The 16,615-nt window shown below is 74.2% G+C and carries 14 protein-coding genes; 10 read left to right on the forward strand and 4 right to left on the reverse strand.

The window, feature by feature from the left end:
• Positions 1 to 17: 17 nt before the first annotated feature.
• The gene (locus AC5L36_RS17560; protein WP_441217261.1) at positions 18 to 905 is read right to left on the reverse strand and encodes a hypothetical protein; all 888 of its coding nucleotides are present in this window, start codon (positions 903 to 905) and stop codon (positions 18 to 20) included.
• Positions 906 to 1,048: 143 nt separating this feature from the next.
• Here AC5L36_RS17560 and AC5L36_RS17565 point away from each other — a divergent pair, with 143 nt between their 5' ends.
• The 6 genes from AC5L36_RS17565 (at position 1,049) to AC5L36_RS17590 (ending at position 8,292) form a co-directional block, all read left to right on the forward strand.
• Positions 1,049 to 4,828 carry a CHAT domain-containing protein gene (locus AC5L36_RS17565; RefSeq protein ID WP_441217263.1) on the forward strand — a complete coding sequence of 1,260 codons (3,780 nt, stop codon included), beginning with the start codon at positions 1,049 to 1,051 and terminating at the stop codon, positions 4,826 to 4,828.
• Between the two features lie 70 nt (positions 4,829 to 4,898).
• Positions 4,899 to 5,186, forward strand: coding sequence for an antibiotic biosynthesis monooxygenase family protein (locus AC5L36_RS17570; RefSeq protein ID WP_441217265.1), 288 nt, complete (start codon positions 4,899 to 4,901; stop codon positions 5,184 to 5,186).
• Between the two features lie 78 nt (positions 5,187 to 5,264).
• Positions 5,265 to 6,404 carry a sensor histidine kinase gene (locus tag AC5L36_RS17575; protein ID WP_441217267.1) on the forward strand — a complete coding sequence of 380 codons (1,140 nt, stop codon included), beginning with the start codon at positions 5,265 to 5,267 and terminating at the stop codon, positions 6,402 to 6,404.
• A 94-nt stretch (positions 6,405 to 6,498) separates the two neighbouring features.
• Entirely contained in the window at positions 6,499 to 7,161 is a 663-nt protein-coding gene (locus tag AC5L36_RS17580; RefSeq protein WP_441217269.1) for a response regulator, read from the forward strand.
• Entirely contained in the window at positions 7,158 to 7,550 is a 393-nt protein-coding gene (locus tag AC5L36_RS17585; RefSeq protein WP_441217270.1) for a hypothetical protein, read from the forward strand. Before AC5L36_RS17580 ends, AC5L36_RS17585 begins: the two co-directional genes overlap by 4 nt.
• Positions 7,551 to 7,641: 91 nt before the next feature.
• Positions 7,642 to 8,292 carry a DUF2306 domain-containing protein gene (locus AC5L36_RS17590; protein ID WP_441217272.1) on the forward strand — a complete coding sequence of 217 codons (651 nt, stop codon included), beginning with the start codon at positions 7,642 to 7,644 and terminating at the stop codon, positions 8,290 to 8,292.
• Here AC5L36_RS17590 and AC5L36_RS17595 read toward each other — a convergent pair.
• Positions 8,210 to 9,328: a serine hydrolase domain-containing protein gene (locus AC5L36_RS17595; protein ID WP_441217274.1), complete on the reverse strand. Its 1,119-nt coding sequence runs from the start codon at positions 9,326 to 9,328 to the stop codon at positions 8,210 to 8,212. The genes AC5L36_RS17590 and AC5L36_RS17595 overlap by 83 nt on opposite strands.
• Before the next feature lie 122 nt (positions 9,329 to 9,450).
• Between AC5L36_RS17595 and AC5L36_RS17600 the strand changes: the two genes are divergently transcribed.
• Complete coding sequence (locus AC5L36_RS17600; RefSeq protein ID WP_441217276.1) at positions 9,451 to 10,527, forward strand: sensor histidine kinase; 1,077 nt, start codon at positions 9,451 to 9,453, stop codon at positions 10,525 to 10,527.
• Positions 10,515 to 11,156, forward strand: a complete 642-nt coding sequence (locus AC5L36_RS17605; RefSeq protein WP_441217278.1) for a response regulator — start codon at positions 10,515 to 10,517, stop codon at positions 11,154 to 11,156. Before AC5L36_RS17600 ends, AC5L36_RS17605 begins: the two co-directional genes overlap by 13 nt.
• Before the next feature lie 6 nt (positions 11,157 to 11,162).
• On the opposite strand, the gene AC5L36_RS17610 is transcribed toward AC5L36_RS17605, so the two are convergent.
• On the reverse strand, positions 11,163 to 12,065 hold the full coding sequence (locus AC5L36_RS17610; protein WP_441217280.1) for a phytanoyl-CoA dioxygenase family protein: 903 nt from the start codon (positions 12,063 to 12,065) through the stop codon (positions 11,163 to 11,165).
• Between the two features lie 110 nt (positions 12,066 to 12,175).
• Between AC5L36_RS17610 and AC5L36_RS17615 the strand changes: the two genes are divergently transcribed.
• On the forward strand, positions 12,176 to 13,309 hold the full coding sequence (locus AC5L36_RS17615) for a low temperature requirement protein A (RefSeq protein ID WP_441217282.1): 1,134 nt from the start codon (positions 12,176 to 12,178) through the stop codon (positions 13,307 to 13,309).
• Positions 13,310 to 13,534: 225 nt separating this feature from the next.
• Positions 13,535 to 14,944: a glycoside hydrolase family 10 protein gene (locus AC5L36_RS17620; RefSeq protein ID WP_441217284.1), complete on the forward strand. Its 1,410-nt coding sequence runs from the start codon at positions 13,535 to 13,537 to the stop codon at positions 14,942 to 14,944.
• A gap of 48 nt (positions 14,945 to 14,992) precedes the next feature.
• Here AC5L36_RS17620 and AC5L36_RS17625 read toward each other — a convergent pair whose 3' ends face one another.
• On the reverse strand, positions 14,993 to 16,399 hold the full coding sequence (locus tag AC5L36_RS17625; protein ID WP_441217286.1) for a DivIVA domain-containing protein: 1,407 nt from the start codon (positions 16,397 to 16,399) through the stop codon (positions 14,993 to 14,995).
• Positions 16,400 to 16,615: the final 216 nt, after the last annotated feature.

Raw genomic sequence — 16,615 nt, forward strand, 5'->3', positions numbered from 1 at the left:
CGCCCACCCGGAGCTGCTCAGCTGGTGCCGTACCGCTCGTTGAGCTCGCGGTACACCGCCAGGACGGCTTCGACCTCGTCGGCCAGCGCGAGCCCGGAGTCCGGCGTGCCCAGAACCTCGGCCGGCGCCAGGCTGGCGAGGGTCTGGTCGACCCTGCTGGTCACCTGGTGGATCTCCCGCTCGCGGATGAACGTCTCGCTGGCGACCGCCGTGGCCTCCAGGCCCGCTATCTTCCGCGCGACCTCCGCGTCGAGGTCGGACAGCGCCTGGACCAACCGCTCGCGCTGGCGGTGCAGCTTGCGCACCGCGGGGTTGTCGGCCGGCAGGCCGTAGTGTCGCTGCCGGCCGAGCTCGTGGATCAGGCGGCGCACCTCCTGCCGCTGGTTGAGTACCTTGGCGATGTCGAACAGCGCGGACGCCAGCAGCCGCTCCGCGGCGCCGGTGTCGACCATCCCGGCGAGGGCCGGCAGCGTGCGGCAGACCCGCTTTCCGACGGTGACCGCCGTCCACAGGTCGCGGCGCTCCCGGTGGTCGACCAGCAGATAGCACTGCTCCGCCCATCGGTCGGACTCCGGTGCGAGGATCCGGCCCGGCCGCCGCTGTGCCCCTTCGAGCTGGCCGGACACGATCAGGGCGGCCACCCCGAACAGTGCCGGCACGAACGTCCACGCGGTGCCGAAGGCGGCGAAGACGGCCGCCAGCACGAACAGCACGATGCTGAGCACCAGCACCTGCTGCGCCTTCGTGAAGCCGGCCGGCGCTCCCCCGGGAAAGAGCTCCGCGACATGCCCCCACCGGTAGGTGCGGACCCCGCCACGTTCGACCTTCAACGGCCGCGTCGAGACGACCGTCACCGCGGGATCATGGCCGATGTACAGCGATGGTGGATCCAGAGCCGTCACCACCGACGCACTCCTCGTGTCGTGGGTGTCCGAGTCTAGTCCTCTCGCGAAACCGGCGGCCGGTACGTCGAGCGCCCGTACCCGGCTAACCTCCGGCCGCCATCCGTCATATGTTGAAGGAGCCTCTTTGCATCGGCGGTGAACGAATGGGCCAGCACCCGGAGCCGGCGGCTCAGCCGTGGCCCTACTGGATGCTGCGCTTCATCGCCTCCAACGGCGACGAGGACGCCTACTCCGACCTGGTCTGGTCGGTGGCCGGATCCCCGCCCTACGGCGGCGTCGGCACCGACGAGGCCGATGCCGTCTACGAGCTGCTCGAGGCGTACGTGGGGCCCGGAGTCGCCGGCGCCGACCGGTACGACAGGGTTTCCCGGCTGGTCGACGGGCGGCCCGACGCCGTGCTGGCGCTCGCCGCGTTCCGCGTCCACGACCGGATCGCCAGCGACCCCGACGGCTTCGACCCCGCCGACGTGGCGTCCGGGCGGACGCTCGCCGCGGAGGCCGGCCACAGCGGCCTGGCCACGTATTTCGACCTGCTCGCGGCGGAGGTCGCGCTGCGTAACGAGCGCGTCACGGTGGCGAAGGATGTGCTGCTCGCCGTGCTGCCGCGGCTGACCGCCCTCGCCGCCGGCGACCGCGCCTATGTCGGGCAGGCCCGCGTGGTCGCGCAGAACGCCGCCGCCGTGGCCGCGATGGTCGGCGACACCGACCGCGCGCGGATCGCCACCGCCGTCATGGAGGTGCTCGCGGCCGACCCGGGGCTCGCCGCCCGGTACGCGACGGACCTCGTCGCCGCCCCCGACTTCGCCGCGCTGTCGCGCCAGGGTGCCGATTTGCTGCACGCCGGCGACCTGGCGGGCGCGGTCGACCGGTTCACCCGGGCGGAGCAGGTGGCGCGGGCGCAGGGCCTGGAAGCGGGCCTGTGCGCGCTGCTCGGCGAGAAGGCGATGGCGTACGACCGGGCCGGCGACACCCGGGCCGCGATCGAGACGTACGACCGCGCGATCGAGCTCTGCCTGCGGTACGGCGACGTGCTCAACCTCAGCCGGTGGACCGCCAACCTGGTCGGCCTCCTGGTCACCGGCGGCGCGCTCGACGAGGCCGAGCCACTCCTCGCCATGATGCGGGACGCGGCCGAGCGCACCCGGCGGCCGGAGCGGCTCGCGACGGCGGAGAGGTACACGGCGGCGTACCTGACCGCGCGGGAGAGCTACGCGGAGGCGGCCGACCGGCTGGTCCGGGCCGGGCAGCACGCCGGCGACGACCCCGCCCTCGCCGACGCGGTGCGGCGGGACACGGTGGTCACCCACTTCGCGTGGGCGGAGGCGCTCTGGCGGGAGAACGACCGGGCACCGGCGGCGGCCGCGCTCCGGACGGTGGTACGCCTCGCGGACCCTACGAGCGCCGACGAGTGCCCGCTCGCCGTCCGCGCCCACCTCCTGCTGGCCGAGCTGCACGACGCACCGGCTCCCGACGCGCCGCCGGCCGCCTACGACGAGCCGGCGGCCTTTAGCGAGCCGGAGGTTTACGACGAGCCGGCGGCCGATCAGCCGCCAGCCTTCGACGAGCCGGCGGCCTACGACGAGCCGGCGGCCCACGACGAGCCGGCGGCCCACGACGAGCCGGCGGCCCACGATGAAGCGGCGGCCTACGACGAGCCGGCGGCCCATGATGAACCGGCGGCCCCAGATGAGCTGGCGGCCTTCAGTGAGCCGGAGGTTTACGACGAGCCGGCGGCCTACGAGGAGCCTGTGACCGATCAGCCGGCGGCCTTCGACGAGCCGGTGCCCGAGCCAGAGACCGAGCCGGAGACCGAGCTGGTGCCTGAGCCGGAGAGCGAGCTCGACCGGCTGGAGCGGGCGTGGCTGGAGACCGGAGAGCCGGCCACCGGCGTGGCCCTCGGCCGGGAGCACGCGCTGGCCGGCAGCGCGGCCGCGGCGATGGCGGTGCTCGACGCGGTGCGCGGCCGGGTCGAGTCGAGCGGCGACGACGAGCTGCGGATCGCGCTCCTCACCGCGGAAGGGCTCGCCCACCGCGCCGGCAACGACGCCTCCGCCATGCTCGTGAGCCTGGGCGACGCGCACCGGCTCGCCCTCGCCGGCGACCCCTCACCGGCCGGGGTGGCCGCCACCCACCAGTGGGGCGTGGCGCTGGCCGCGGCGGGCCGGGCCGGCGAGGCGGTCGAGGTGCTCGAGGGATGCCTGCCCCGGGTACGCGCGCTGGGTGGACACCCGACCGCCGAGGCGTTCCTCGGCCAGGCCCTCGGCCAAGCGCTCCACGCCAGCGGCGACGCCGCCGGAGCTGAGCGGGTGCTCAGCTGGGTGGCCGAGATCTTCCGCGCCGACGGCGACCCGCACGGGCTGGGCCGGACGATGGCGATCCGCGCCGACGTGGCCCTCTCCGTCGACGACCTCGACGCCGCGCGGGAGCATCTGCGCAGCGCCGCCGACCTCGCGGAGGAGGCCGGCGACCTTGCCGCCCACGCGGCCGCGACGAGCTCCCTCGCCACCGTCCACATGGGAGCCGGCGGCCTGGCCGAAGCGGTGGGCTACTACGAACGGGCGGCGGGCGAGTACCGCGCGCTCGGCGCGGCCGAGGAGGAGCGCACCGCCCTGCTGCACCTCGTGGAATGCCACCTGCGGCTCGGCGACACCGGCGCGGCCGAGGCGGTGCTCCAGCCCCTGCTCGCGCCGGACGCGCCGGTCATCATCACGCTCGCCAGCCGCACGTACTTCCTCGCCGCGCTGCTGCGGGCCGAGCGGGGCGACTGGGCCGGCGCCCGCCCCGCGATCCGGCAGTACCTCGACACGCTGTCCCGGGACGCCGGCGGCGACCGGGCGTACGAGCTGGGCGGCGCGGCGGCGGTCCGGGCCGGTGACGCGACGTTCGCGGTGGAGGTCGCCGAGGCGCGGCGGGCCACGTCCGTCCGGAGCACGGCGCTGCCCGCGCTGGAGGAGATGACGGCGGTGCTGCCGCCGGGCGTGGTCGCCGCCTACGTCGACCTGGCACCCGCCCTCACCGTCCTCTGCGCCGGGCGCGGCGGGTGGACTGCGATCAGCGAGCGTCCCGCCGTCGCACCGGACGACCTCCCGGTGGCGACCGGCGCACCGCTCCCGTCCGGCCGGCTGGACGCCATGGGCCGGCTGCTCGGGCGCGAGCTGTGGGCGCCCGTGCTGGAGCTGGTGCCGGAGGGCACGACCGGCGTCGTACTGCTGCCGTCTCCGCGCCTTGCCGGCCTCCCGCTGGCGGCGGCCCTCCTGCCCGACGGCCACCACGTAGGCGAGCGGATCCGCGTCTCCTACGCGCCCAGCCTCGCCCTGCTCCGCCAAACCGGGGAGCGGCCGGCGGCGCGGCGCGGCCTTGGGCAGGCCGTGACACTGCCCTTCCTGCGGCGGCAGGCGGCGAGCCTCACCTCGGACGTCGCCGGGCCGGTTACCACCCTCGCCGGCGCCGAGGTCACCGTGCCGGCGGTCAGCGAGCTGCTGCGGGCGTACGACGTGGTGCACCTCGCCACCGACGATCCGGGGCTCAGCGTCCCGGGGCCGGTCGACGCGTCGCTCGTCGTCCTGTCCGCCGAGGCGGTCGGCCCGCCCGAGGCGCTCCTCGCGGCCGGCGCGCGGCAGGTGATCGCGACACATTGGACGGTCGGCGACCTGCCGGCCGCGCTGCTCGTCGGCGAGTTCTTCCGGTGCTGGCACGACGGCGCGGTCCCGGCGGCCACGGCGCTGGCCGCGGCCCAGAAGTCCATGCGCGCCGAGATGTCCAACGCGGACGTCGTGAAGATCCTGCGGCAGTGGGCCGCCGCCGAACCAGCCGACGACGCGCTGAACGCCACGCTGGCCGGCTGGGAAAGCCACGCGGACGACACACCCGCTTTCGCCGGCACGGTCGACTGGGCCGCCTTCCACCTGCTCGGCCTCCCGTAGCCCGCGCACCGGGCGTACACTGACGGCGTATGCGACATTTCGGACACCCATGCGGGTCGGGGGGTTCATCATGACCGCGAAGCTCATCGTCCAGCTCCATGTCACCGACTACGACCGGTTCAAGTCCGTCTTCGACGAGATGCGTCCGGTACGCAAGGAGCACGCCGCCACCGCGCATCGGCTCCACCGCGGCGTGGACGACCCGAACAGGGTCGTGGTCGTCACCGAGTTCGCGACGGCCGACGACGCCCGCGCCTTCACGCGGAGCGCGGCGTTGAAGGAGGCACAGCAGCGCGCCGGCATGGACGCGCCGCCGGACTTCCTGGTGTGCGAGGAAGTAGAGACCGACACCTACTGACCGGGCCCTCGCACCGGGACAAAACAGTCGTACTTTGGGCCGATCTGGAGTAGGACCGCCCGTTCGTACCATGGGACCGTGCATCCACGTCTGCGCGCGTTGCTGGAGGAGCCGCGGGTCCCCGACGCCCCGGCCCGGGTGTGGCGCGACTGGGTGCTCGTCGCCGTGTTCGCGCCCGCGATCGTGCTGGAAGGGATCTTCCGGCCCGACCTGGAGTGGCGGGCCGGCTCCGTCGTCATGGGGCTGGCCCTGCTGCCCACACTGCTGTGGCGGCGCACCCACCCGCTCGCGACGGTGGCGATCGCCTTCGGCGTGACCGCGGTCGCCCCGTTCGTGCTGCCCGGCGACCCCTGCGTCATGTACACGATGACGTGGTTCCTGGTCCTGCCGTATGCGCTGCTCCGCTGGGGCGGCGGCCGGGAGGCGGTGATCGGCTCGGCCTTCGTCGCGGCGAAGGTGGGCCTCTCCGCCCTGGCCGGCACGATCAGCATCGGCGAGATGATCGCCGGCTTCGCGGTGATGTTCGGCGTCTCCACGCTGGGCGCCGCGCTCCGCTTCCGGGCCAGCGCGCGGGCACGCGAGCGCGACCGGGTCAAGCTGCTGGAGCGCGAGCGGCTCGCCCGCGACCTGCACGACACCGTCGCGCACCACGTGTCGGCGATCGCGATCCGCGCCCAGGCCGGCATCGCCGCCTCGGCCACCCAGCCGGACGCCGCGGTCGACGCGCTCCGCGTGATCGAGACCGAGGCCTCCCGCGCGCTCGCCGAGATGCGCGCCATGGTCCGCGTCCTGCGCCGCGACCAGCCCGCCGACCTCGCGCCCAGCCCGCGCGTCACGGACATCGAGCGGCTCGCCGGCCGGTTCCGCGCCGGGCCCGCCGTCGACGTGGAGATCCGCGGCGACCTCGACGACCTGCCGCCGTCGGTGGGCTCGGCCATCTACCGGCTGGCCCAGGAGTCGGTCACCAACGCCCGCCGGCACGCCCGCCACGCCACCCGCATCGAGGTCAGCGTCGCCGCCGACGACACGTCGGTGCGCCTGCGGGTCAGCGACGACGGCGAGGCCAGCGCCGCGCGCCCGTCCGGCGCGCCGGGGTTCGGCCTGATGGGCATGATGGAACGCGCCGACCTGCTCGGCGGCACCTGCGCGGCCGGCCCCAACCCCGACCGCGGGTGGACCGTCACCGCCGTGCTGCCCCGCACCGGAGCGGCCGCGTGAGCGAGCCGGCCGGGGTGGCGTCCGGACCAGGCTGCCCCGCCGTGCCGCGGCGAGCGACGAAGGCGCCGCACGAGCGAGCGAACCAGGAGACACAGTGAGTGTGCGCGTGCTCGTCGCGGACGATCAGGAGATCGTCCGCACCGGCCTCACCATGATCTTGAACGCGCAGCCCGGCATCGAGGTGGTCGGCGAGGCGGGCGACGGGCGGCGGGCGGTCGAGCTCGCCCGGCGGCTCCGCCCCGACGTGTGCCTCTTCGACATCCGCATGCCGGGCATGGACGGCATCGAGGCCACCCGGGCGCTCGCCGGACCGTCGGTCGCCGACCCGCTCGCGGTGGTCGTCATCACGACCTTCGACCTCGACGACTACGTGTACGCGGCACTGCGCGCCGGCGCCCGCGGCTTCCTGCTCAAGGAGGCCGGCCCGGCCCTGCTCGCCCAGGCGGTGCACGCGGCCGCCGACGGTGACGCGCTGATCGCGCCGAGCGTCACGACGCGCCTGCTGAAGGCGTTCGCCGACGCGGGTCCGGCCGCACCGCCGGCGCAGCCGATCGAGGCGCTCACCGACCGGGAGGAGCAGGTGCTCGTCGCGGTGGCGCGGGGGCGCACCAACAAGGAGATCGCCGACGAGCTCTTCATCACGCTCAGCACCGTCAAGTCACACATCACCAGCCTGATGACGAAGCTGGGCGTGCGTAACCGGGTCGAGATCGCCATGTGGGCGTACGAGACCAACCGCACCCGGGCGCGTGGATGACGGCCCGCGGCCGCGCGCTGATCGGTGTCGTCCTCGCCGCGGTGCTCGTCCTCGGCTGCTTCGCGTACCTCTGGCAGCGCACCGACCCGGCGGAGGGCGCGGCGCGCAACTACCTCAAGGCGCTCGCCACCGGCGACGGCGAGCTGGCGTGCACGCTGGTGACGGAGCCGTTCGGGCAGGAGCTGGCCACCCGCCACTCCGTGGGCGACTGCCCGCGGGGCGTCGACGCGATGCTCGCCGGCCTCTCCGGCGCCCAGCGGGAGAAGGTCGGCGACGCGCGCCTCAGCGGCGACGCGGACGCGCTGACCGTCGGGGCCAACCCGCTGGGCATCACCGTGCTGCGGGTCACGAAGGTCGGCGACGAGTGGCTGGTGACCGGTGATCGCTGAAAGTACGACCGCCGGGCCCGACCATAGGCGAGCCGGATCGCGGCCCATGTACCGATGAGGCGCGGCAGCCGCGGCGGCGACGATCGACGGCATGACGAGGCGCGAGTGGCGGCTACCGGCCGCGTTGATCCTGTTGAGCCTGGTGCCGGTGATCGCCGGAGCGGCCCGGGTGACCGAGCTGGGCACCGGCCCCGAGGTGACCGCGGGCAACGCCCGCTTCGTCGCCGACCCGGTGCCGGTCGTGCTGCACATCGTCGGCGCGGTCGTGTACTCGATCCTCGGCGCGTTCCAGTTCGTGCCGAGCCTGCGCCGCCACCGCTGGCACCGCCGGGCCGGGCGGATACTCGTCCCCTGTGGACTGACCGTCGCGCTCAGCGGCCTGTGGATGACCTTCGCGTACGACCTGCCGGCGCACGACCACGGCGTGCTGACCTGGATCCGCCTCTTCTTCGGCTCCGCGATGGCCCTGTCGATCCTGCTCGGCCTCGCCGCCGCGCTGCGCCGCGACTTCACCCGGCACCGCGCGTGGATGGCCCGCGGCTACGCGATCGGCCTCGGCGCGGGCACCCAGGCGTTCACGCTCGCGCCCTACATGGTGGCGACCGGCGAACAGCCCGGCGCGAACGCCCGCGCCGGGCTGATGCTCCTCGCCTGGCTGGTCAACCTCGCCGTGGCCGAGTGGTTCCTGCGCCGCAGAGCGCGCCCTCGACAAGCGCGTCGGCCGCTTGTTGTTGCTGGGTGAAGTCGGGGTGCGTGCCGTTCACGGAGAGGACCACGCTGCGCCGGCCGTCCGCCGTGACGCCGTTGTCCGTGATGTAGCCGGCCCCGCCGCCGGGGTGTCCCCAGTAGACACCGCCGCACGGGAGTGGCCGCCGCATGAGGCCGAGGCCGTAGCGGGCGCCGGGCAGGATCTCCGCCAGGCCCGGGTCGACCGGCACGGTACGCGTCATCGCGGCGAGCTGGGCCGGCCGCAGCAGCCGCCCGCCGAGCAGCGCCCGGAAGAACGTGTTGAGGTCGCGGGTGGTGGACGTGATCGCCGCCTCCGGGTCGACCACCACCTGCTCGGTGACGTCGAACTGCCGGCCGGTGTCGAGGATCTGGTACCCCCGCGCGTGCGGCCGCGGCACCTCGGGTGACAGGCCCGGCCAGGACGTGGCGGTCAGCCCGAGCGGCCGCACGACGCGGCGCTCGACCTCGGTCCACCACGGGTTGCCGGTGACCCGCTCGACGATCATGTCGACCAGGATGTAGCCGACGCTGGAGTAGCCCCACCCCTTGCCCGGCTTGAAGTGCGGCCGGTGCGCCATCGCCCGCGCGACGAGCTGCTCCGGCGTGTAGACGTCGTAGCGGTGGCGCAGGAAGTCGGCCTCGGTCGTGTAGTCGGGGAAGTCGTCGTGGATGCCGCTCGTGTGCTGGAGCAGGTGCCGCACGGTGATCCGCCGGCCGTCGTTGCCGTTGCCACGCACCACGCCGGGCAGCCACCGCTCGACCGTGTCGTCGAGGCGGAGCCGCCCCTCGCCGACGAGCTGGAGGGCCACGGTGGCGACGAACGCCTTGCCGGTGCTGGCGATCCGGAAGCGCCCCTCGGGCGGCACCGGGCGGCCGGCGCCCAGATCGCCGAAGCCGCTCGTCGCGACGTGGTGGCGCCCGTCCTCGGTGACGAGGCGGGCCTGTGCGCCCGGCAGGCCGAGCGCGTGTATCGCGTCGGTGTGCCGCTGGAGGTCGGTGGGCGGCGTGGCGACGGCCGCCACCGCGAGCAGAGCGAGAAGGGTTCGCATGCCGGCTCACGCTAGGTGCGGCGGTGGGCCCGATCCGATACCGCCAGCGACCCGTCGGAAGGTAGCGCTGGCTGTAGTGCGGGGCGGGCCGCCGCCCTGGTAGACGTTTACGGGTGCGGCGAGTGCGGACGGCGACGGTGTATCTGGTGGTGTCCGTGGTCGCGTTCCCGCTGCGCCGGCGCTGGGCCGCGGCGCACCTCCGGCGGGCGGCGGCCCTGCGCGGTGTCGACCCGCCGCCACCGACCGCACGCCTCGACCGCTACCTGCGCTGGCTCGCGGCGCACGTGGTGATCGGCGTGCCGGCCGGGCTGCTCGCGCTCTTCTGCCTCGGCAACGCGCTGGTCGCCCTCGTCGCCGCGCCGCTGTGGTGGATGTTTCCGGCCGGCGACCCGCTCCGCCTGCTCGTCGAGGTGCCGGTCACCGGCTGGGGGCGGGCGCTGGCGCTCGGCGCGGCCCAGCTCGCGATCCTCGCCGCGGTGGCGGCCGGGGTGTTCCCGCCGCTGGCCGCGCTGCACGCCCGGCTCACGCTGGCCGCGCTGGCCCCGTCGGCGGCGGAGCGGCTCGCCGAGCGGGTGGCCGAGCTGACCCGCACCCGCGCCGACGTGCTCGACGCGCACGGTGCGGAGCTGCGCCGCATCGAGCGCGACCTGCACGACGGCACCCAGGCCCGGCTTGTGGCGATCGCGATGCGGCTGGCCGTCGCCCGGCAGGCGCTGCCCGACGCGCCGCCGGCCGTCGCCGACCTGCTGCGGCAGGCGCACGAGGGCACGGAGGAGGCGATGACCGAGCTGCGCGCGGTGATCCGCACGATCTACCCGCCGATCCTCGCCGACCTGGGCCTGGCCGGCGCCCTGCACGCGGTCGCGGCGCGCGGCGGCGTCCCAGCCGACCTCGACGTCGGCGACCTCGGCCGGATGCCGGCGGCGGTCGAGGCGGTGGCCTACTTCGCGGTCACCGAGGCGCTCACCAACGTCGCCAAGCACAGCGGGGCCAGCCGCGCCACCGTCCGGGTGCGCCGCGCCGGCGACCGCCTGCTGGTGGAGGTCCGCGACGACGGCGCCGGCGGCGCCCGCGAAGACGGCGGCACCGGCCTGGCCGGCATCCGCGGGCGCACGGAGGCGCTCGACGGCCGGCTCACCGTCACCAGCCCGCCCGGCGGGCCGACACTCGTGGAGGTCGAGCTGCCGTGCGGGTCGTGATCGCCGAAGACAACGTGCTGCTCTCCAGCGGGCTGGAGCTGCTGCTCGGCACCAAGGGCTGTGAGGTGGTGGCCGTCGCGACCGACGCGGAGGCGTTCCTCGCCGCGGTCGACGCCCACCGTCCGGACGTCACGATCGTCGACGTGCGCCTGCCGCCCGGCTTCCGCGACGAGGGCATCCGCGCCGCGATCGAGGCCCGCCGCCGCCATCCCGACCTGCCGGTGCTGGTCCTTTCCCAGTACGTCGAGCAGGCCTACGCCACCCGGCTGCTCGCCGCCGCGCCCCGAGGCGTCGGCTACCTGCTGAAAGACCGGGTGAGCCGGGTCGACGAGTTCGTCGACGCGCTGACCCGCGTGGCCCGCGGCGGCACCGCCCTCGACCCGGAGGTGGTCGCCCAGCTGCTGACCCGCGGCGACCCGGTGGCCACGCTCACCCCACGAGAGCGGGAGGTGCTCGCGCTGATGGCCGAGGGCCACGACAACGACACGATCGCGGCCCGCCTCTTCGTCACCGGCAACGCCGTGCACAAGCACATCGGCAACATCTTCACCAAGCTCGGCCTGTCGCCGGACGACGGTGGCCACCGCCGGGTCCGCGCCGTCCTCGCCTACCTGGAGGGGCGGCGCTGACGCGCATCACACCGCCTGGAGCACCCCGTCGAAGAGGGGCCGCACCTCGGGCGCGAGGCGCTCGTGCAGCTCGCGGTCGAGGTTGAGGTCGAGCTGGCCGTAGTTGTGCGTCAGGCCGTCGCGGAAGTAGCAGATCGCGAGCATCGTGCGCGGGCTGTCGGTGTGGTTGACCGTGCCGCGGTGCATCAGCGCCGGGTCGCGGATCAGCAGGTCGCCCGGCTCCAGCTCGACCCGCCGCGACGGAAACATCGCGGCCAGCGCCTCGAAGTCCGGGTTGCGTCCATCTTGGACGGTGTCGTCGTAGCCGAGCCCGCGCAGCACGTCGTCGCGCCACAGGTGGCTGCCGCACGGCCAGATCTCCAACGGACCGTTGTCCAGATCGCAGCGGTGCAGCGGGATGTTGACGATGTATCCGCGCGGCTCCCACGACAGCCCCGGATCCATCTCCCGGTGCGGCGACTGGATGACGGCGCCGGCCAGGCACGTGTCGCTGGAGACGAACTTGCAGTGGAAGTCGTCCCGCAGCGCGCCCCGGATCAGGCCCATCGCGAACGGGTTGGCCAGCAGCCACGGGCTGTCGAACGGTGACCGCAGCCGGGGGAAGATGCGCCACCGGTGGTTACGCTCCCAGAAGACCGCCTGCGACTCGCGGCCGACCCGGCACGTGATGCCGGCCATCTCCAGGCTCTCGCCGTCACCGCTGGCCACGCAGTCGGCGAAGACCTCGTCGAACGCGGTGTCGGCCGCGCCGACCACTGTGGACGGCAGCGCGCCGCGCAGGACCACGCAGCCGCGCGTGTGCAGCAGCAGCGTGGCCAGGCGCGCCTTTTCGGGGGAAAGCTCACCGGCGGCGAGCTCTTCGGGGGAAACGACGACGTCAACGTCCTGCCCAGGCGTTTCCGTGTCCACGACACCTCCCTGCATCGGGGCCGCCGTTCACGCTAACCGCCCCGCCCTGAACGCGGCTGGAACCCGGGTTGAAGCCCGCTCAGGCCGGCCGGTACCTATGCTCCGTTGGCATGACGCGTACGCGGTGGCGGGACAACGGCGGCCCGGCCCAGCAGGTGACACCGGTCGAGGTCTTCTTCGACGTGGTGTTCGTCTTCACGCTCACCCAGCTCACCCGGCTCCTGGAGGAGCACCTCACGCTCACCACGGTCGGGCAGGTGCTGCTGCTCTTCGGGATCCTGTGGTGGATGTTCGACGGGTACATCTGGCTCGCCAACCACGTGCCGCCCCGCCAGCCGGCGCAGAAGCTGCTGCTCTTCGTGGGGATGGCCGGCCTGCTGATCGCCGCGGTCGGCATCCCGCACGCGTTCGACGACACCGGGCTCGTCTTCGCGGTCGGCTACCTGGTGACGATCTGCGTACACCTGCTGCTCTTCACCCAGGCGGACGTCGGGCGGGGACTGCGGCCGCTCGCGGCGTACAACCTCTGTGCCGCCGCGCTGCTCGTGGCCGGCGGCTTGGCGGGCGGCGCGGCGCGGACGGCGCTGTGGGTGGCGGCGCTCGTCCTACAGATGGTCGTGCCCTACGTGGCGCCGCGCCACTCGTGGGTGGGCGCGGCCCGCTCGTTCCACCTGGTCCCGGGCCACCTGGTGGAGCGACACGGGCTGCTGGTGATCATCGCGCTGGGTGAGTCGGTGGTGGCGATCGGCATGGGTGTCGACGTGGACCACCTGGGCGCCGGCACGCTCGCGGTGGTCGTGCTGGCGCTGGCGCTGCCGGCGGGGCTGTGGTGGACGTACTTCACCGACGCCGGCGCCGCCGAGGAGACCCTGGCCCGCACCGAGGGCGGGGCCGCGGTCCGGCTGGCCGTGCGGCTGGGGCTCGCGCTCGTCCCGCTGCTGCTTGGCATCGTGGTCACCGCGGCCGGGATCCACGCCGCGGTCGCCCACCCCGGCGACCACGCGCACTGGCCGGAGGCGCTGGCGCTGGCCGGTGGCGTCGCGGCATACCTGGCAAGCGTCACGGAGACCCGGCATGCGCTGGGTGTGCGGCCGCTGTGGCGGCGCCTGCTGACAGCCGCCGCCGTGCTGGCCACCGTCCCGATCGGCACGCAGGTCAACGCCGGGCTCCAGCTCGCGGCGATGGTGCTCGTCGTCGCGTTCCCGCTGGTCCTCGAACGCGGCCGCCACACCAGGGCAGCGTGATCCATCGGAGGGCTTGGATTTACCGGAAATCTTCCGTAACCTGAGCTGGATCCGGGCCGGTGGTCCGGACAGTCGTGCGGATCGAGCACAACGGGCCTGGCGGAGTGGCACCCCGGCCGATGTCGCCGTCCCCGGCGCGGGCAGACGCGCGCGGGACGGTCCCCACATGGTCGCGTGGCCCCCCGTGCCATCGCGGCACCCACCCCACGTGCGAAAGAGGCAACGATGACACAGCAACTCCGGCGGAAGCGGACGCGGATAGCCGCGACCTGGTCGGTGGTCGCGGCCGGCCTGGCCGCCGCGGCGGCGATGACGATGGTGATGGCGGGCACCGCCACGGCCGCGACCACGCTCGGCGCTTCCGCGGCGCAGACCGGCCGCTTCTTCGGCACGGCGGTCCCGGCCAACAAGCTCAGCGACTCGGCGTACGTGACCATCCTGAACCGCGAGTTCAACCAGGTCACGCCCGAAAACGAGATGAAGATCGACGCGACCGAGCCGAACCAGAACCAGTTCAGCTACGGCAACGCGGACCGGATCGTCCAGCACGCCCGCTCGCAGGGCATGTCGGTGCGCGGCCACACGCTGGCCTGGCACTCGCAGCAGCCCCCGTGGATGCAGAGCCTGTCCGGCACCGCCCTGCGCAACGCCATGAACAACCACATCACCCAGGTCGCCACCCACTTCCGCGGCCAGGTGTTCGCGTGGGACGTGGTCAACGAGGCGTTCGCGGACGGCGGCAGCGGCGCGCGCCGCGACTCCAACCTCCAGCGGACCGGCAACGACTGGATCGAGGTGGCGTTCCGCACCGCCGACGCCGCCGACCCCAACGCGCTGCTCTGCTACAACGACTACAACATCGACAACTGGACCGACGCCAAGACCCAGGCCGTGTACCGGATGGTGCAGGACTTCAAGCAGCGCGGCGTGCCGATCGACTGCGTCGGCCTCCAGTCGCACTTCACCGGTGGCTCGAACTACCCGAGCAACTACCGCACCACGCTGTCCAGCTTCGCGGCGCTCGGCGTCGACGTGCACATCACCGAGCTCGACATCCGCAACGCGCCGGCCGACGCGTACCGCAACACGGTCCGGGACTGCATGGCGGTCGCGCGGTGCAAGGGCATCACGGTGTGGGGCGTCCGCGACTCGGACTCGTGGCGCTCGGGTGAGGCACCGCTGCTGTTCAACGGCAGCGGCCAGAAGAAGCCGGCCTACGACGCGGTGCTCGCCGAGCTGAACAACGGCGTCCCCCCGACCACCCCGCCGACGACCGCCCCCACCTCGCGGCCGCCGACGACCCCGCCGACCACGCCGCCCACCACCCCGCCGACGCAGGGCCCGGGCGGCTGCACCGCCACCGTCTCGCTCAACTCGTGGCAGGGCGGCTTCGTCGCCACCGTGCGGGTGACCGCCGGCTCCAGCGGCACCAACGGCTGGTCGGTGTCGATGACGCTGCCGTCCGGCGCCGCTGTCACCAACGCGTGGAGCGCCAACCGCAGCGGCAACAGCGGCCCGGTCACCTTCACGAACGTGAGCTACAACGGCCGCATCGCCGCCGGGCAGACGACGGAGTTCGGCTTCCAGGGCACGGGGGTCGGCACCGGCATGACGCCGACCTGCTCCGCCAGCTAAGAGAGAAGTCCCCGGTGCGGAGGGGTCGCCCTCCGCACCAGGGCTCGGCTACTCGGCCGCCCGGTGTCCGGGCTGCGCCGGCACCGCGCCGTTTCGGTGCTCGCCGTCGCGGTCCGGCTCGACCTGGCCGTTGCGCGGGCCCGGCTCGAAGAGGCTGCGCGCGGGCGCCGGCACGGGGGCGGGGGCGGGGGCGGGCGCCGGCTCGGCGGCATGGGCCGGCTCCGGGGCGGGCACCGCCTCGGGCGCCTCCTCCGCGGCCGGCGCGGGCTTCTGCCGCGGCGGGCCCACCTGCGGGTACTCCCCCGTCTGCACGTTGCTGGCCGCGGCCGCCATCACCGCGGCGGCGGCGAGGTCGGCGACCCGCTTCGCCTCGCGCTGCACCCGGGCGCGCACCTCCTTGGCGTGCCGCTCGGCGGAGTCGGCCGCGCCGCGGGCGTGCTCCAGCCGGTCGAGCTCGCCGGCCAGATCCTGCCGCACCGCGCCGAGCTGCTGAAGCAGCTCGGCCACCTCGCGCTCGGCGACGTCACCGTCGTGGCGCACCTGGGTGAGCTGCTGCTGCCCGCTGTCGAGCTCGCTCTGCATCTGGGCCAGCGCCTGCCGGCGCATCTGGATCTCCTGCTGCACCATCTGGAGCTGCTGCTGGTGGGAGGCCTGCTGCTCGTCGGCCCGCCGCCGGATGTCGGCGGCGTGCTGCTGCGCCTCGGCCAGCAGGGTGGCCGCGCTCTGCTCGGCCTGTGACCGCTCGTCGGCCATCTTCGCCTGCGCGGCGGTCAGCTGCTCGTTGAGGTCGCGCTCGGCGGCGGTGCGCCGGTCGCCGATCTCCCGCTCCACAGTGGCCTGCCACTGGGTCAGCTCCTGGCGGGTGTTGGCCCGGGCGGTGTCGATCTCCTGCTGCGCCTGCGCCCGCGCCGCCTCCAGCATCGCCTCGGCGTCGGCGCGCGCCTGCTCGGCCCGCTGCGCCGCCTCCTCGTCGACCTGCTGGGCCGCCTGAAGGCTGCGCTCGTGGGCGGCCTCGCCGGCGGCCCGCACCCGCTCGGCCAGGTCACGGGCGTCCGCGAGGGCCTTCTCGGCCTGCGCGTCGAGGGCGGCGGCCCGCTCGGCGGCCGCGTTGACGAGCAGCTCGCCCTGCTTTTCGGCGAGCTCGATGATCTGGTCGACCATCGTGCCGAGGTCGCGGAACGACGCCTTCTCCAGCTGCCGCGGCCGGTCGCGCAGCTCGGTCAGCTCGGCGTGCAGGTCGGCGAGCTCGGCCCGCTGCTGGTGCAGCTGGCCGGCCATGTCGCGCACCTGGGTCAGAGCCTGGTCGCGCTCCCGCTTGACGGCGGACATCCCGCTCTCCGCCTGCGCGACGAACCGGTCCACCTGACTCTTGTCGTAACCACGAAGGGTGATCTGGAACCGCTGCTGGGACGCCGCGCCCTCGGGCGCCGCGACCGCCTCACCACGCTGGGACATGCGCATCCTCCCAAACCGACGGACAGAGGGCCCGGGCCGCCGGCTGAGGGGGTGGCGACCCGCCGCCCGCAAACGCTACCGTCACCGCGCCGCGAGCCATAGCGGGGTGTCACCCGACCCCAAACGGCACGTCCGGCGGCTGGAGATGACCTTCGATGAGGTCTACGGTGCCCACCGGAGAGGCCCAACTCCCTAGAGACCGTTCGGATCCGGGGT

The sequence above is a fragment of the Phytohabitans sp. LZ39 genome (assembly GCF_059359075.1).

What these genes read in the sequence shown, in the direction of transcription:
- AC5L36_RS17620 (WP_441217284.1), top strand. Translation starts at nt 13,535, where the DNA reads ATGACACAGCAACTCCGGCGGAAGCGGACGCGGATAGCCGCGACCTGG.
- AC5L36_RS17565 (WP_441217263.1), top strand. Translation starts at nt 1,049, where the DNA reads ATGGGCCAGCACCCGGAGCCGGCGGCTCAGCCGTGGCCCTACTGGATG.
- AC5L36_RS17615 (WP_441217282.1), top strand. Translation starts at nt 12,176, where the DNA reads ATGACGCGTACGCGGTGGCGGGACAACGGCGGCCCGGCCCAGCAGGTG.
- AC5L36_RS17585 (WP_441217270.1), top strand. Translation starts at nt 7,158, where the DNA reads ATGACGGCCCGCGGCCGCGCGCTGATCGGTGTCGTCCTCGCCGCGGTG.
- AC5L36_RS17570 (WP_441217265.1), top strand. Translation starts at nt 4,899, where the DNA reads ATGACCGCGAAGCTCATCGTCCAGCTCCATGTCACCGACTACGACCGG.
- AC5L36_RS17590 (WP_441217272.1), top strand. Translation starts at nt 7,642, where the DNA reads ATGACGAGGCGCGAGTGGCGGCTACCGGCCGCGTTGATCCTGTTGAGC.
- AC5L36_RS17595 (WP_441217274.1), bottom strand. Translation starts at nt 9,328, where the DNA reads ATGCGAACCCTTCTCGCTCTGCTCGCGGTGGCGGCCGTCGCCACGCCG.
- AC5L36_RS17625 (WP_441217286.1), bottom strand. Translation starts at nt 16,399, where the DNA reads ATGTCCCAGCGTGGTGAGGCGGTCGCGGCGCCCGAGGGCGCGGCGTCC.